This is a genomic window from Nocardioides sp. NPDC127514 (genome assembly GCF_040302125.1).
In the GTDB taxonomy this organism is placed as follows: domain Bacteria; phylum Actinomycetota; class Actinomycetes; order Propionibacteriales; family Nocardioidaceae; genus Nocardioides.
In genome coordinates this window covers 39932-54218 of record NZ_JBEORF010000033.1, presented here as the reverse complement: position 1 = coordinate 54218, position 14287 = coordinate 39932, and the positions used below count along the sequence as shown (strand labels likewise).

Sequence of the window (14287 nt, the reverse complement as noted above, 5' to 3'; positions counted from 1 at the left end):
CACACAGATGAACGCACCCACCAGCCACACTTTCGTGGTCGATGGCCTGGAGACACACGTCCTCGAGCTGGGATCGGGACCCAGCGTTGTTCTTCTCCACTCCGGAGAGTACGGGGCCTGCGCCGAGAGCTCGTGGTCCGAGCTCATTCCGTACCTCGCCGATCACGGATATCGCGTCGTCGCACCCGATTGGCTGGGCTACGGCCGCTCCGACAAGGTCGTGGACTTCGCCGATCCGACCGGGCGACGCATGCGCCACATGGCTGCAACTGTCGCGGCGCTCGACCTGGGCCCAGCCGCCTTCGTCGGAAACTCGATGGGCGGCACCTACCTGGCGAAGGACATCTCTGCGACGACTCCAACCTTCAGCGCCGCAGCCGCCGTGCTGGTCAGCGGTGGTGGCTTCGTCCCGGACAACGAGGCGCGGCGCCAAATCCTCGACTACGACCTGACCGAGTCGGGCATGGCCCACATCCTTCGAACGGTGATGTACCACCCCGACATTGCGGACGACGCCGAGTACGTCAAGTGGCGCCATGAGCTCAGCCTCGTCCCAGGGGCGTGGCAGTGTGTCGCATCGGCGCGTCTTCGACCCCCCGGTGTGACCGGCACGGTCGACATCGGCAAGCAGGACGACACCAGCTACGAGGCCATCACGATCCCGACGTTGGTCGTCGCTGGCGAGAACGACCCGCTCCGGGTCCCGGGCTACGCCGACGAGCTCGCTGCCCGCATCCCCGATGCCGAACTGCTGACGTACCCCGAGTGCGGACACCTGCCGAACATCGAGCATCACTTTCGATTCCGAGATGACCTCGTGTCGTTCTTGGACCGCAGGTTCCGAAAGGAAGCCCGATGAGAAGCCGGCCCACGACTGCCGTCTCCCCTGACCTGCTGCGCCGTGTCTGCGGTCACTGGGCGACCGGTATCGCGGTTGTCACTGGAACCGCCCCTGACGGCACACCCCGCGGACTGGCCGTGAACTCCTTCACCTCGCTGTCGCTGGATCCGCCACTGGTCCTGTTCGCCCCCGCGGCGACCTCGACGACCTGGCCAGACCTGCGGGCGACCGGGAAGTTCGCGGTAAACATCCTCGCCGCCGACCAGGGTGCTCTGGCTCGGTCGTTCGCCCAGTCGGGCGGGGACAAGTTCGCCGACGTCGCCTTGGTCGACTCGGAGGACGGCCTGCCCTACCTGGCGGGGGCAGTCGCCCGGCTGGTATGTGACATCGAACTCGTCCACCCAGGCGGTGACCACGACATCGCGGTGGGCCGGGTGCTCGCGGCCGAGCACTTCGACCACGTCGCGCCACTGCTATTCTATAGGGGCCGCACCGTCAGTACGGCGGTGGACCTGACGTCGACTTCGTCGCGAGTCTAGGGTGCGGTCCGGTTCGTCGGGGGTGTACGTGAGCGGTGGGATGTACGCAGCGACGCGACAGGCGTGGGACAGCAGTTACTTTTCGGTCCTGTCGCCCGAGGTGCGCCACGCGATGCTGCGTGACGCCTTCGTCATCAACGTGCCTGCCGGACACACGATCAACGCCCCGTCTGGCCCGCCGCGGCTGTTCCTGGTCCACAGCGGACAGGCCCGCGCCACGGTGGTCTCGAGGGACGGCCGGGCCGCGACCGTCCGCTACGCGGGCCCGGGCCAGGTCCTCGGCCTGCCGGCGGCCATCGCTGACGCCTCCCCGGTCGCCGGCTTTGCCGTGACCGACTGCGAGATGTCGATGTTGAACGTCGACACGCTGCGCCGGCTGGCCTCGACCGACACCACTGTTGCTTGGCTGCTGCTGCAGCAGACCTGCGAGACTATCTTCGAGGTCGTCGAACTCCTGGGCGAGACCATGTTCGGGACCGTCGAGCAGCGCGTGTGCCGCCACTTGCTCGACCTCGCGGAGAACTCTGACGCCGGTCTCGTGGTCCACGTCGACCAGCAAAGGATAGCCGACGCGATCGGATCGGTACGCGAGGTCGTCGCCCGGGCACTGCGAAAGCTGCGGGAGGCTGGCGTGATTGAACGAGACTCCTATGGCCTTCGCATCATCAACCCCAGCGCATTGCATCGCATCGCCTCGGGTGCGGCCTGACCCGAGTGTCGGGCGCCTGGCGTTCGACCTGTCGCGCCCGGACAGCCGGGAGGCCAACGCCGCCCACGTGCGTGGGGACAACTGTATCGAGCTGCGGCCCGTCAGCCTCACCTACGTCACCCCCAACCGCGAGGACACCCATGAGTGACCACCCCAAGATCCGCAACGTTCTTCACCCCGTCGCTGATGTCTCGGCAGCCACCGCGTTCTACCGAGGCGCTTTCCACCTGGACACCAAGTTCATCGATGGCGACCGCTACGCAGCGCTCACCTGCGGAGATGTCACTCTGGCCTTGGTCGGCCCAGAGGAGGACGTCACCGGCGGCGTCGTCGCGGCCTCGTTCATGGTCGAGTCGGTAGCCTCGACGCTCGCGGCCGTCCAGGAGCTCGGGGGATCTGTGATCCTCGCCCCGCACGACGGGCCGCACGAGACCCGCGCTGTGATTGCGGACCCCTGGGGCAACGCGATCGTCGTCTACGACACGGCCTTCGGGACCTGACGGCGTCGGTCCCTGCCACCGAGCCTGCTGCCGGGCTCTGCGCACCGGCGCCCCGCGGTACCGGTGGACGGGCCTGAGGGCGCGCCTGAGTATCGACGCCCTCCGGGCTGGCGTGCAGGAACTGCCGCCGGGGGCGCAGACTCGGCGCCAGCCCTTACCCGGTTGCGGGCGCGCCCAGGTGGGCGTCTGCCGAGGGCAGATTCACGCCCGCGCCGGGTAACGCTGCGGCGGGCGAGGAGCTGGCAGCCCGCACCGCGAGCCGCTTCGGCGATCCCGGGCCTCGGACGGATTTCGCAGAGGCACTGCCGCCGTGGCCGTGACGCAGGCCCTGGCCCGCCGGCAGCGCGGTCAGCATCGTCGCAAGCTTCACCAGCGCGCTGTCCCTCGGCCCAATGAGCTGCTGACGGGCCCGGTCGCCCCTCTCCCACCAGTTCGTGCGTGAGAGCAGACCGACTCACGCGCTCGCATTCCCGCGCGGGCGTACCTCGACACATCGCAACGCGAGATCGATCACGCGGGGCTGAGTCGCGTCCTGCTGCCTTCCACGCCCAGCCATTCAGCGTGCCGCCCAAAGCCAGCTCAGCATCTGGGTGACTCAGCGACGGCGTAGTCGCCCGCGCAGTGGAAAACGTACCGGACGGCCACGGCAACTGCCCCGTTGCGACCGGCGGACGGCTGCGTCGCTAGGGGCCGGGCTCCCACGATTGGGTCGGCGAGGCGATCGCTCTCCGGCATGGGCGCGCGGGTCTTGCCCGCAGCGTGGTCTATGACCCCGAACCTGAGTTGAGCCCTTCGATCGGTCCGTGGCCAACCACTGACCACCTCGATTGGGTGACTCGCGTCACACGACAGTGAGACCTGCATCACTCCAGCGTTGACCGCCGGATCGGCTACGGGCTGGACTGCGTCCGCACCCCCAAACGCTAGGAGAATCACTGTGTCCTCAACACCCCCCATGGCGATCGTCCAGGACGCCACCAGCCGGCGCCGCCACCGTCGATCCATAATTGCTGTCAGCGCCGGTAACGTATTGGAGTGGTATGACTTTGCGGTCTACGCCTCTGTCGCCAGCATCCTCGGGAGCCTGTTCTTCCCGTCATCGAACTCTCTGACGTCGCTGCTGGCCTCGTTCTCCACCTTCGCGGTCGGCTACGTGGCGCGGCCGGTCGGCGCTGCAGTCTTCGGTCGACTCGCCGACCGGAGCGGGCGCAAGATCACCCTGATCCTGATGATCGCCATGATGGGCGTCGCCACCGTGCTCATCGGGTTCATGCCTACTTATGCCTCGGTGGGGATCGCGGCGCCGATCCTGCTCGTGGTCGCGCGATTCGTCCAGGGCCTCTCAGTAGGCGGTGAGTTCAGCACCGCGACGTCCTACTTCGTGGAGGTGGCCCCGCCGGGTAAGCGCGGTCTGTACGGGTCGCTCACTTACCTGACGGCCAACCTCGGGTTCGCCCTGGGCCTCGCCCTCGTGTACACCCTCACCAACATCCTTCCGGCTGGGGCGATGGCGGACTGGGGCTGGAGGGTGCCCTTCCTGCTGAGTTTCCCGCTGCTACTGGTGGGCATGTACTTGCGGTCGAAGGCATCAGAGACACCTGCCTTCGTCGTCGCCCGCAAAGAGGGGACGGTTGACGACTCCTCGATGGCCGCCATGGTGCGTGCGCAGTGGCGCGGAATGGTTCGACTCCTCGGGATCGGCCTTGTGTTCTCGATCAGCAGCTACATTGCCCTCGCCTTCGTCCTGTCCTACCTATTGGTCGTCCAGGCGCAGCCTCCTGCGGAGGTGTACCCGGCGGTGCTGACTGCCCTGGTTCTGGGTGCAATGGGCGTCCCCGTTGCGGGGCATTGGTCGGATCGTTGGGGACGCCGGCCTTTGCTCATCACTGGCTGTGTCCTCGTCATCGCGCTGGCCTTCCCAGCGTTCGCCCTCATGTCCTCGGGCGGGTTCGTGAACGTCCTGCTGGGTCAGCTCCTATTGTGGATCCCCATCTCCATTTTCTCCGGCGTCATCCCCTCCGCCTTCAGTGAGCTGTTCCCGACCCAGGTGCGGTCCACGGCGGTGGGTCTGCCGTACGCGATCGCGACGGCCGTCTTCAGCGGTACCACGCCGCTAGTGGCAACGGCTCTGATCGGGGCGACCGGGTTCTCCGTCGCGCCGGCCGCGTATCTGGTCCTCGCGGCACTGATCAGCGTGGTGTTCGTGTGGACGATGCGCGAAAGTTCTAGAGACGCTCTCCGGTAGCGTTTGGCCACCTGCCTTGTCGGCGGGCGCGACCTCGCGCGCGCCGGGTTGGAGCCAGTCGTTGGTGATGTGGCGGTCCTTCGCACGGAGGACTTGATCTTGTGGAGGTTCTCCGTGCGTCCGCCGAGCATCTGGTGCTCTTGCTGGCCTTGACGGGGCGGGGGCCGACCGAAGTCGCGCGGGATGTCGGGCGCCGCCAGCGGCCGTGTCGGATAGGTGGCGAAGTGCTCGACCGTTTGGCGTTGGTCGGAGTCGAGGCGTACGCCGCAACGATGGCCACGCCCTAAGCCATGGACGCGAGGCGCCTCCTTGGCCAGGTTCCCGGCTTTCGTCGCCCGGATCTCCGGCACCATCTCTAACCGCTCTGCCCGCTTGAAGGCGGCAATGCCGTGCCAAGCGGGGCCAGTGCGCACCGCCTAGAGATTGAAGTCGTAGCCGACCCGGCGCACGAGGCAGAGGCAGATGCGCTCGCCCAACACTTGGGCATGGCAACGGAGGCGGCGTTGAACTCTACGGCGTGCAGGAACGAGCGGGCGACGGGGCCGAGCTGGCGTTTGGTGGTGGGGATCGCGCGCCGCAAGATCGAGGAGGGCCAGGGCGCGTCTTCGACCTCGACTAGGTGCGGAACGCGCTCCGATGAAACCGGTGATGCAGCCACGTCGTCTTCCAGGCCCAGCGCGCGGACGTACACACAGTCGTCGTCAGCGGTCGCGTCGTGAGGTACGACGGCCACCTGGTCGGCATCGATCTGGCCCAGGCCCGCACGGCCGTCGAGCAGACCGTCGACCATCTGCGTGCCGAGCTGGGCGAGGAGGAGTGGGTCGGAGGAATACACCCGGGCCTCCCCGAGTCGAAGGTGCTCGACAACCCGTACACCTACACCGACTACGCAGACGACTCCACGCACAGCCTCTGGGAATTTGCCGACTCGGGCCTGAAGTCAGGATGGGCCATGCGTTGATCTTGTCGGTGATCTCTGGGTCTCAGATGTGCTGCTCCGTAGTGGGGGTCAATTCCATGGGTTGACGGACAGCTTGTTTGCTGTCCGCGTCGTAGACGTACCAACCACGGCCGGTCTTGCGGCCCAGATCGCCCGCTTTGACGTGGAGCTCGAGGCTCGCTGCGGGCTATTCGGCCGGGTTCCCGTTCTACACCCATACACGCGGCGCCTCAGAACTCGCACTCAGGACGCCAGCGTCGCGTGCCGACTTGAGTGCCGTGTCATCAGGGCATCCCGAGTGTGGCGTGCGGCGGCCGCGGCGACGGCTGGGGCCAGGTCGCGCGCCCTGCGGCCGATCCAGGGAAGGATGTCGTGGAAGAGGGCACGGACTGCGTCGCGCCGGGAAATGGGCGCGCTGGTACAGGCCAGCGACGGCAGTCGAGTGGCCACGCCTTCAGCGCGAAGGAGTATTCCGACCTGCCGGGCCAGCCAGCGATGGCCGAGCTCGGAGGGGTGCAGACGGTCGAAGGCCCAGAGGGAGCGGTCGTAGATGAACGGGTCGGACGCCAGGTCGAGTCGGAGGGTGCCGTACTTCTCATGGACCTCGTCGTAGATCTCGTTGAGGACCTGGATCCGCCGGCGCATCGGCCGCGCGAGCACCTCCGGCAGGCCCAGTACCCGGGTGTGGTCATGGAACCGGACGGTAAGGAGCATCGTGCCCTGGCGGGCCAGCTCGTCGGCGCAGTGGAGCAGGTCAGCCCGCGCTTGGTCGGGATCCCAAGTCGATCGCATCGCGTCGTTGAGCCCGACAACCAGCGACGTCACGTCTGAATGGCGAGCGAGGGCGCCGGGCAGTTGGTGGTGCCGGACGTCGGCGACGGTTGCGCCGGGGACAGCCAGCTTGCAGAAGCAGAGGCGATCCTCGGAGTCGAGGGCGTCAGCGAGGATCTGCGCCCAGCCGCGCCACCCGTCCGGCGTGGGGTCGCCGACGCCGCAGGAGGCCGAGTCACCGAGCGCGGTGAACCGGGCGTAGGCACATGTTGTCGAGGTGACCATGACGGGCTCCCATTCTGAGCTTGCCGACTGAGGCGTTTGACCTCATTGAAGATCCGGCAGGCCGTCGTTGCCACGGGAGGACTACGCGCGTCGGTACCTGTTCCCACAGTGGAGACCTCGCGTCGGGCGTGCGCCTCTGAGCGGCGAGGTGTGCTCCGGCACAGGTGCAGGTGATCGGGGTCCATCAAGACTTCGACTGGTCTGAGACCCAGACCGCGAGCTGTGTCCGCGACGTGAACCCGAGCTTGGTCAGGGCCTTCTCTACGTGGCCTTCTACCGTCCGCCGCGAGAGCGTGAGTTTGCTGGCGATGTCCTGGTTTGTCAGCCCGGTCGCGACCAACTCCGCGATCTGCTGCTCTCGTCTGGTCAGACGCGCGAGTCCGGACGCAGTCACCTGCGCGGCGGATGCCTGCACGATCGGCTCTTCGTTCAGTGCGAAACCGATCGCGGCGTCTTCGTCCATCGCGATTCCTGCGGCGTACGACGCGTCGTACGCATCCGGCCCGAGGGACGCTCGCAGCTCCGACTCGCAGCGCTGCCGCAACGACGTGAGCCCAGGGACCACATCGAGGGAGGTCGCCATGAAGTGCCAGAGGCGGTCTGCCGCGCCGAGCAGTGTGGCAGACCGCTCAGGAGCGCCCGCGGCGTGCATCCAGGCGCAAGCCTCGAGGCAGAGAGCCAATCCGCCCCGTTCGCCCATGCGCCGTTTGAGCGCGAGGCTCTTCCTCTCAAGATCGAGCGCCGTGACCAGGTCCCCGCTGGCCCAGACGAGCAGCCCGAGATGCCACAGCGAGAACGACCGCCACCACGACTCACCGCTGGCCTCGCAGATCTCCAGGCACATCTCATGGGATCCGGCAGCTCCGGTCAGGTCGCCGGCGAAGCCACGCGCCATGCCGATCAGCATGTGTGTCTCCGCGATATCGCGGAGGGCTCCACCGTGCTCCAGGAGGGTTTCGAGGGCACGGCCGTGGCTCTCCACGCAACCCTCGTGGTCACCCAGGAACATCAGGTGCCAACCCGTTGCCTGGTCGGCCAGCCAGTTGGCTTCCTGAGGAAGCCGGTCTGCAAGCTCGTGAGCTTCGGAGGCGAGGGCCGCGCTCGATTCCCGGTCGCCCTGAATTGCGGCTAGTACACACGCGGCGCGCAACCCTCTGAGTCGTACCAGGCTGTCGTCGGTCGCCAGGTTGATGAGCCGGTGCAGCCAGTACCGTCCTTCGGTGAAGGTGCCATAGGCAATGGCGTACTTACGCATCCGGGCGGCCAGATCCAGACCGGCTGCGGCCGCACCGAGTTCCGTGCACGCGTACTCGAGGGCGATTCTGATGTTGGCATCTTCCCTTCGTGCCCGGCGCATCCACCCGATCTGTCGGGGACTCATCCAGTCCTCATCGAAACGCCCCAGCAGGGAGACGTAGAAGTCGAGGACCCTCTGCTGTAACGGGGCCGTGGAGCCCGCAGCCGCCAACTGGGCCGCACCGAACTGCCGCAACACCTCGTGCATCCGGAACTGAGTGTGGGCGTCCACGACCTCCGCGGTGAGGATCGACTTGTCCACGAGCGCCTGTGCAAGGAGGGCGATCGACTCCGGCGTTGCAGACGGGTCGTCGCCGCTGGTGACGTGGTGGATCGCATCCATCTCGACGCCACTGGCGAAGATCGACAGCAGCATCCACATCCGGCGCTCCGCAGGCGAGCACTGTGCGTAGCTCCACTCGATGCACGCAGTCATCGTGCGATGCCGCTCGGGTGCGTTGCGGTTGCCAAGATCGAGCAGCTCCCAATGAGCCCGAAGGCGCTCGAGAAGCTCAGCCGGGGACATCGCACGCAGCCTCGTAGCGGCCAGTTCGAGCGCAAGGGGGATGCCCTCCAGATGCCGGCAGATCTCCAACACCGCCGCCCTGTTCTCACCATCAAAGTCAAAACCTGGCACCACATGACGGACCCGTTCCACGAAGAAGCGCACAGCTTCGTGTTCGTGAAGGGATGCATCGTCGGCGGACGCTTCCGGGACCGCCATTGGCCCGACGGGACGGATGACCTCACCTGAGATTCGCAGGGGCTCTCTGCTCGTGGCGAGAATGCGCAACCGCGGACAGGTGCGCAGGAGCGTGTCGGCAACGACCGCGCAGTGCTCGATCAAGTGCTCACAATTGTCCAGCACGAGAATCAGGTCGCGCTCGCGGAGGTACTCGGTGAGCCGGATCATCCCGAACTGGCTCGACCGGTCGTGGATGCCAAGCACCGCTCCGGTCGCCTCTGGAATCAGTAGGGGATCGGACAGCTCAGCGAGGGGCACGAACCAGACACCATCGCGGACACTCCGCTGCAGTTCTCGCGCGACCCGCAGCGCCAGCCGAGTCTTGCCGACGCCTCCCAGGCCGGTCAGCGTCACGAGCCGCCCCTCTGTCACCAGTTGCCGAACCTCGGCGCGATCCTGCCGCCGGCCGATGAACTCGGTCAGTTCGGCGGGCAGATTCGACGAGATCGCTGGGGCAGGGGCCAACTGGCTCACATCGCCAGCGTATGCCCCGGCTCAGCTGCTCGTCGGCGATCGACGGCGACCCGACCATCTCTTCACGCCGACGCTGGACTCAGCCTGTTCCGCGGCGGCTGCGACATCACCCGCATTCAGCCCAGCCCTGGTCCTGTACATGCACCGGAATGCGACGCGCTGCGGTTGACTGCGATGGGTGATCGACGACGTAGGTGACGGCGACATCGCCGTTGTCATGTGGCTTGCTGTGCGTGATGGTCCCGCCGCCGAGGCCGATCGCGGCCTGGAGAAGCGCCAGGTCCTTGGCTGGAACGACTTGAGTTCGGTACTCCATGACCTGATCGTGCGCCGAGCCGAGGCTCCGAAGCAGCGGGGTTATACGTGAGTTCGTACCTGATCGGGGACCGCTCCTCAAGCGGTGTCGGCGTGCTGATTGGCTCCGCCTTCATCCCTCTCGAGGTCACGGGGCCGCGAGACGATGGACCTGTTCCACAACGGCGCCGAACAGTCCCAGCACGGATGCGAGGAACGGGTGACGATAGCCGCCACCAAGCCGGCCACGATCTTGACCTGGTGTTGCACGCTGGAAGTGGTCGAACCGAGCTCGAAAACGAGTGGCTCGCTGGCGAAGGCAGATTTGGGATCCAGAGCGGCGCGGATTGCGGCGGCCACCGATGGTGCTCGCCAGTTCTGGTAGCGGAGGTCTTCGGCCGCTCGCGGGTCCGGCCCGGCGCTGCCGCGCTTGTGTCCATGACCCAGTCGTTCGCGCTCAGCCACGACGAGCACACCCGCGCCTTCATCCTGTCGGTCCCGGGCACGGCATGGCCGGAAGCGAGGCCGCCTGAAGGTGCTCGGCTCTGGGACACGAGTGAGGGCGCGGGCGCGGTCTTCGCGGCTATGGTTGCCGAGGTCGCTGAACAGGCACAGGCCCTTGACGGTGGCTCTTTCGTGACCGCAGCCGAGTTGGCGTTCGAGCTCATTGTCCGCGGTGAGGCCGGTCGCACCTACCGGCTCAGGGAGCAGGCGCGTGCGTTGGCAGGTCGCAGCTGTGCGGACGCGGCGTACGATCCGGGAGCGCTGTCACGTGAGATGGGTCTCTCGCTGCGTACGCTCCAGGAGCGACTGAGCCGGGAGGGGACCTCGCCGGCGGCGTTGATCCGTGAGGCTCGGCTCGAGCTGGCGGCGCAACGACTGACCCATCCTGGTTGGCGGCGTCGTACGGTGACTGCCGTCGCGTACGCGAGCGGTTTCGGATCAGTCACTGCGTTCAACGCCGCCTTCCGGGAGAGATTTGGGCGCACACCCTCCGAGCACAGGCTCGGTCGCTAGCCGGCCCGTCGACGGCCGAGCTCCGCGTTCCGCCAGCGAGGACTTCGTATTCGCCGTGCAGAGGCCGGTCGGAGGAAGCCCGGGGGCAACACTACGCCGCTGGAGTGGCCGGCGGCGATCCTCTCAGGACTGCAACTGGGCGAAGAGCGTGGTCAGGTCGATGAGGCCCCAGTGGTCGGTGAGCTTCCCGTCGGCCACCTTGAACATACGGACCTCCAGCACCTCGATCGATCGGCCGGTGGCGGGAGCGCCGTTGAAGGGACCGGTGTTCGTGCCGGTGAGAGTGAAGGTGATCGCGAACCAGTCGTCCTCGGCGACGACTCGGACCGGCGTGGCGGCGAAGTCGGGCACCGCGTCGAGGAACGACGCGAGCACCGCGCGCGCCTCTTCGACGCCGGAGGTGGTGCCGTCGGCGGCGTGGTTGCGGAAGTCCGGCGCGTACAGGGCGAACAGGGCGTCGAGATCACGAAGGTTGACGCGCCGGACGTACTCATCGGCAAGTCGGCGCGAGTCGGAGGTGGACGTTCGGGTTTCGATGTGCGAGGAAGACATGTGTTTTCTCCAATGCGGATGGACGCTGCTCCGCCCTCGTGACGGACAGCCGAATCGGGTCGAGCAGGCGGGCGACGGTCAGCCGCGGTAGCGGTCGGCGGGAACCTGCAGCGACAGGCTGGGGATAAGGGTTTGGCGGGCCTTCTCGAACGACTCCCAGTCGCCGATCTCGGGGAGCGAGGGGATGGTGACGGGCTCGCCGGCGTCCAGGCCAGCGAGCGCCGCGTCGACGGCGTCGTCGGCGCTCATGACCCACTCGTCGGGGAACGTCGCGAGGTCGAGTCCGGAGCCGTCCCAGAACTCTGTGCGGACAGCGCCTGGGAGCACTACCTGCACCGTGACGGGGCTCTCGGCCAGCTCCTGCTGCAGCGCCTGGGTGAAGGTCAGCACGTAGGCCTTGGTCCCGCTGTAGACGGCGCTGACGGGAAGTACGTTGAGAGCCAGCGCAGAGGAGATGTTGACGACGGTGCCGCGACCGCGAGCGGTCAGGCCTGGCAGGACCGCGGTGGTGAGGCGGGTCAGCGAGGTCACGTTGAGGTTGATCAGCGCCTCGGAGGCCGCCGCGTCGGACGAGGCGAGCGGAGTGAACAGTGAACCGCCTGCGTTGTTGATCAGGACCTCGATGCTCTGGTCGGTGCGCAGACGCTCCTCGACCGCCGAGATCTGCTCGGCGTCAGTGAGGTCGGCGGTGACGACGTCCACCGCGCGGCCTGTCCGCGCACGGATGTCGGACGCCAACGTCTCCAGCCGCACGGTGTTCCGGGCCACCAGTACGAGGTCGTAACCGCGGAGGGCCAGGCGGTGTGCGTACGCGGCGCCGAGGCCGGTGGACGCGCCGGTGACAACGGCGCTCGGGGTCTGCGTGGTCATTGAGGGATCTCATTTCAGTCTGAACGGACGAGCTGCTGACGGGTCGCCGGCTCTAATTAGATTACGCACATGATCTAACGGTTGTCCAGATCGTCTCATGCTCGACGGCGCCAAGAGTGGTCGAGGCTGCTCTGGTGGCCGAGTAGGATAGATTTGCACTGGTATCTATTTCGAGGTGAGTGATGAGCCGCGTCTCCCAAGCCCAGGCGACCGAGAACCGAAGGCGCGCCGTCGCCGCGGCGTCCCAGCTCTTCCGGGAGCGAGGAGCGAGCGGGATCAGCGTCGCCGAGCTGATGAAGTCCATCGGGCTGACCACCGGCGGCTTCTACAAGCAGTTCTCCTCCAAGGACGCCCTTGTCGCGGAGGCCATGCAGGTCGCGTTCGGAGACCTCGACCGCTTGCTGGCGGAGTTCGACTCCGTTAACGGGGATCACGACGCTGCGCGGAGTGCACTGGTCGACTTCTACCTATCGGTCGACCACAGGGACCAGCCCGGCACCGGCTGCCCGAACGCCGGATTCGCCGGGGACATGGCGCGCGAGCCCGCGGACCGGGACGTGCATGCGACCTATGCGGCCGGAGTCGAGAAGTTCGCCCAATGGATGGCAGTCGACGGTGACGACGGGATTCCGGCGGTCGCCACCTTGGTTGGGGCGATCCTGCTTGCCCGGGCCACAGTCGGCACGGAGCTGTCGGAGAGGATCCTGGAGTCGACGCACAGAGTTCTCGCGCCACCTTTGCGTGAGGGAACTTCCGAGGTCGCCTTCGGTGATACGGAGGTGTAGTTGCATCTGACCCGCAAGTACGGCGTTGGTCGACCATAGGCTTGGCCGAGTACCAGGGTCAGAAGTTTCATGCGTTCCGGGCTATTGCTGAAACAGCGCCCGAACTTCGCCGATCATGGCAACCGAACCTGTGACCAGCGCGCGGGCGTCGAGCACTGAGTTCACTGCCGTGCCGAGATCGGGCTCGGCGTCGACGCGGACGCTGAGCAAGTCCCGTGCTGTTGCGGCCAGTTCGTCCGCCGGCAGTGCTCGCTCGCCGGCGGCCTGGGTGCACACGACGCGTGCGACCCAGGGTCGGGACAGGCCGTGCAGCACACCGAGCACGTCTTTGTCGCTCATGACGCCGAGAACGACGGTGACGTCGTGCCAGCCCAGCTCGCGTGCTGCGGCGTCCAGCGCGGAGAACCCGGCCGGGTTGTGTGCAGCGTCGAGGTACACAGGTGGTCGGGAGCGTAGGAGCTCGAGTCTGCCCGGGGACGTCGCCTTTGCGAATCCCTCAGCCAACCGGTCGAGCCTTGTGCCCCCTCGGTTCCGGGCGATGGCCTGCGCAGCCACGAGTGCGACCGCGGCGTTCTGCGCCTGATGTGGGCCGACGAGTGGCACGTCGACGACCTCGCGCCCCGTGAGCCCGTCGAGGGTGAGGCGTTGACCGCTGGAGCCCGGTGACCGGGATGCGACGGCGAAGTCTCGTCCCTCGTGAAGGATCGTCGCGCCGACCTCGGCGGCCCGGCGCTCGATGACGGCATTGACGGTGTCGGGCTGACGAGCGCAGATCACCGTGGCGTCGGGCTTGATGATGCCGGCCTTCTCGGTCGCGATCGTCCTCACGTCGGAGCCGAGGTAGGAGGTGTGGTCGAGGGATATCGGGGTGATGACCGCGACCTCGCCGTCTGCCACGTTGGTGGCGTCCCAACGGCCGCCCATCCCCACCTCGACGATGGCGACGTCCAGGTCTGCCTCGGCGAACGCCAGGAACCCGATGGCCGCCATCGCCTCGAAGAAGGAGACTGCACGTGCCGACCTCGAATCGACCGATCCTGCGGCCGCCTCGACCTTGGTGAATGTCTGCACGAACTGGTCACCCGGGATCGGTGCCCCGAGCAGACTGACGCGCTCGGTGATGCTTTCGAGGTGCGGGCTGGTGAAGCGACCAGTGCGCCAACCGTGAGCCCGCAGGAGTGAGTCGATCATGCGCGCGGTCGACGTCTTGCCGTTGGTTCCGGTCAGGTGCAGAACGGGATATGCCGTCTGCGGTCGGCCGAGCAGGTCGGTGAGAGCTCGGATCCGGTCAAGGGATGGTTCGGGCCGGTGTCTGGGCCAGCGTCCGAGGAGGACCTGTTCGGCGTCGGCGAGGCCAGCAACCGTCGTGCTCGCGCGGTCACGGTTGACACCTTCGTACTGAAACTTCGACATGAGTGATAGCC

General features: G+C 67.0%; 15 protein-coding genes. 10 read left to right on the top strand and 5 right to left on the bottom strand.

Going from position 1 to position 14287, the window contains the following annotated elements; all coding sequences use genetic code 11:
- Nucleotides 1-7: 7 nt before the first annotated feature.
- The 7 genes from ABTX24_RS23900 to ABTX24_RS23870 all read left to right on the top strand — a co-directional run bounded on the left by ABTX24_RS23900 (nt 8) and on the right by ABTX24_RS23870 (nt 5795).
- A complete protein-coding gene (locus ABTX24_RS23900) occupies nt 8-859 on the top strand; it encodes an alpha/beta fold hydrolase (RefSeq protein WP_350843170.1) in 852 nt (283 codons plus the stop codon).
- The gene (locus ABTX24_RS23895; RefSeq protein ID WP_350843168.1) at nt 856-1380 is read left to right on the top strand and encodes a flavin reductase family protein; all 525 of its coding nucleotides are present in this window, start codon (nt 856-858) and stop codon (nt 1378-1380) included. The genes ABTX24_RS23900 and ABTX24_RS23895 overlap by 4 nt, the downstream gene beginning before the upstream one ends.
- 40 nt (nt 1381-1420) lie before the next feature.
- Nucleotides 1421-2089, top strand: a complete 669-nt coding sequence (locus ABTX24_RS23890; RefSeq protein WP_350843166.1) for a Crp/Fnr family transcriptional regulator — start codon at nt 1421-1423, stop codon at nt 2087-2089.
- Nucleotides 2079-2237, top strand: a complete 159-nt coding sequence (locus tag ABTX24_RS23885; RefSeq protein ID WP_350843164.1) for a hypothetical protein — start codon at nt 2079-2081, stop codon at nt 2235-2237. Before ABTX24_RS23890 ends, ABTX24_RS23885 begins: the two co-directional genes overlap by 11 nt.
- Nucleotides 2230-2589 carry a VOC family protein gene (locus tag ABTX24_RS23880; protein ID WP_350843162.1) on the top strand — a complete coding sequence of 120 codons (360 nt, stop codon included), beginning with the start codon at nt 2230-2232 and terminating at the stop codon, nt 2587-2589. The genes ABTX24_RS23885 and ABTX24_RS23880 overlap by 8 nt, the downstream gene beginning before the upstream one ends.
- Nucleotides 2590-3544: 955 nt before the next feature.
- Nucleotides 3545-4834, top strand: a complete 1290-nt coding sequence (locus tag ABTX24_RS23875) for an MFS transporter (RefSeq protein WP_350843160.1) — start codon at nt 3545-3547, stop codon at nt 4832-4834.
- A 715-nt stretch (nt 4835-5549) separates the two neighbouring features.
- On the top strand, nt 5550-5795 hold the full coding sequence (locus ABTX24_RS23870; protein WP_350843158.1) for a hypothetical protein: 246 nt from the start codon (nt 5550-5552) through the stop codon (nt 5793-5795).
- Between the two features lie 222 nt (nt 5796-6017).
- Here the strand turns inward: ABTX24_RS23870 and ABTX24_RS23865 are convergent, their stop codons facing one another.
- Both ABTX24_RS23865 and ABTX24_RS23860 read right to left on the bottom strand, forming a co-directional pair.
- Nucleotides 6018-6830, bottom strand: coding sequence for an SGNH/GDSL hydrolase family protein (locus ABTX24_RS23865; RefSeq protein ID WP_350843156.1), 813 nt, complete (start codon nt 6828-6830; stop codon nt 6018-6020).
- A 184-nt stretch (nt 6831-7014) separates the two neighbouring features.
- On the bottom strand, nt 7015-9345 hold the full coding sequence (locus ABTX24_RS23860) for an ATP-binding protein (RefSeq protein WP_350843154.1): 2331 nt from the start codon (nt 9343-9345) through the stop codon (nt 7015-7017).
- Nucleotides 9346-9523: 178 nt separating this feature from the next.
- Here ABTX24_RS23860 and ABTX24_RS23855 point away from each other — a divergent pair, with 178 nt between their 5' ends.
- Both ABTX24_RS23855 and ABTX24_RS23850 read left to right on the top strand, forming a co-directional pair.
- The gene (locus ABTX24_RS23855) at nt 9524-9712 is read left to right on the top strand and encodes a hypothetical protein (RefSeq protein WP_350843152.1); all 189 of its coding nucleotides are present in this window, start codon (nt 9524-9526) and stop codon (nt 9710-9712) included.
- Between the two features lie 365 nt (nt 9713-10077).
- Complete coding sequence (locus ABTX24_RS23850) at nt 10078-10656, top strand: helix-turn-helix transcriptional regulator (RefSeq protein WP_350843150.1); 579 nt, start codon at nt 10078-10080, stop codon at nt 10654-10656.
- A 123-nt stretch (nt 10657-10779) separates the two neighbouring features.
- Here the strand turns inward: ABTX24_RS23850 and ABTX24_RS23845 are convergent, their stop codons facing one another.
- A complete protein-coding gene (locus ABTX24_RS23845; RefSeq protein ID WP_350843148.1) occupies nt 10780-11208 on the bottom strand; it encodes an ester cyclase in 429 nt (142 codons plus the stop codon).
- 78 nt (nt 11209-11286) lie between these two features.
- Nucleotides 11287-12078: an SDR family NAD(P)-dependent oxidoreductase gene (locus tag ABTX24_RS23840; RefSeq protein ID WP_350843146.1), complete on the bottom strand. Its 792-nt coding sequence runs from the start codon at nt 12076-12078 to the stop codon at nt 11287-11289.
- Between the two features lie 182 nt (nt 12079-12260).
- Between ABTX24_RS23840 and ABTX24_RS23835 the strand changes: the two genes are divergently transcribed.
- The gene (locus ABTX24_RS23835) at nt 12261-12863 is read left to right on the top strand and encodes a TetR/AcrR family transcriptional regulator (protein WP_350843144.1); all 603 of its coding nucleotides are present in this window, start codon (nt 12261-12263) and stop codon (nt 12861-12863) included.
- A gap of 81 nt (nt 12864-12944) precedes the next feature.
- Here ABTX24_RS23835 and ABTX24_RS23830 read toward each other — a convergent pair whose 3' ends face one another.
- Nucleotides 12945-14276, bottom strand: a complete 1332-nt coding sequence (locus tag ABTX24_RS23830) for a bifunctional folylpolyglutamate synthase/dihydrofolate synthase (RefSeq protein WP_350843142.1) — start codon at nt 14274-14276, stop codon at nt 12945-12947.
- Between the last annotated feature and the right edge of the window lie 11 nt (nt 14277-14287).

Excerpts from the sequence above, each read along its gene's own strand:
- ABTX24_RS23830 (WP_350843142.1), bottom strand. The coding sequence starts at position 14,276 with ATGTCGAAGTTTCAGTACGAAGGTGTCAACCGTGACCGCGCGAGCACG.
- ABTX24_RS23895 (WP_350843168.1), top strand. The coding sequence starts at position 856 with ATGAGAAGCCGGCCCACGACTGCCGTCTCCCCTGACCTGCTGCGCCGT.
- ABTX24_RS23845 (WP_350843148.1), bottom strand. The coding sequence starts at position 11,208 with ATGTCTTCCTCGCACATCGAAACCCGAACGTCCACCTCCGACTCGCGC.
- ABTX24_RS23900 (WP_350843170.1), top strand. The coding sequence starts at position 8 with ATGAACGCACCCACCAGCCACACTTTCGTGGTCGATGGCCTGGAGACA.
- ABTX24_RS23835 (WP_350843144.1), top strand. The coding sequence starts at position 12,261 with ATGAGCCGCGTCTCCCAAGCCCAGGCGACCGAGAACCGAAGGCGCGCC.
- ABTX24_RS23875 (WP_350843160.1), top strand. The coding sequence starts at position 3,545 with ATGGCGATCGTCCAGGACGCCACCAGCCGGCGCCGCCACCGTCGATCC.
- ABTX24_RS23865 (WP_350843156.1), bottom strand. The coding sequence starts at position 6,830 with ATGGTCACCTCGACAACATGTGCCTACGCCCGGTTCACCGCGCTCGGT.
- ABTX24_RS23850 (WP_350843150.1), top strand. The coding sequence starts at position 10,078 with ATGACCCAGTCGTTCGCGCTCAGCCACGACGAGCACACCCGCGCCTTC.
- ABTX24_RS23840 (WP_350843146.1), bottom strand. The coding sequence starts at position 12,078 with ATGACCACGCAGACCCCGAGCGCCGTTGTCACCGGCGCGTCCACCGGC.
- ABTX24_RS23880 (WP_350843162.1), top strand. The coding sequence starts at position 2,230 with ATGAGTGACCACCCCAAGATCCGCAACGTTCTTCACCCCGTCGCTGAT.
- ABTX24_RS23890 (WP_350843166.1), top strand. The coding sequence starts at position 1,421 with ATGTACGCAGCGACGCGACAGGCGTGGGACAGCAGTTACTTTTCGGTC.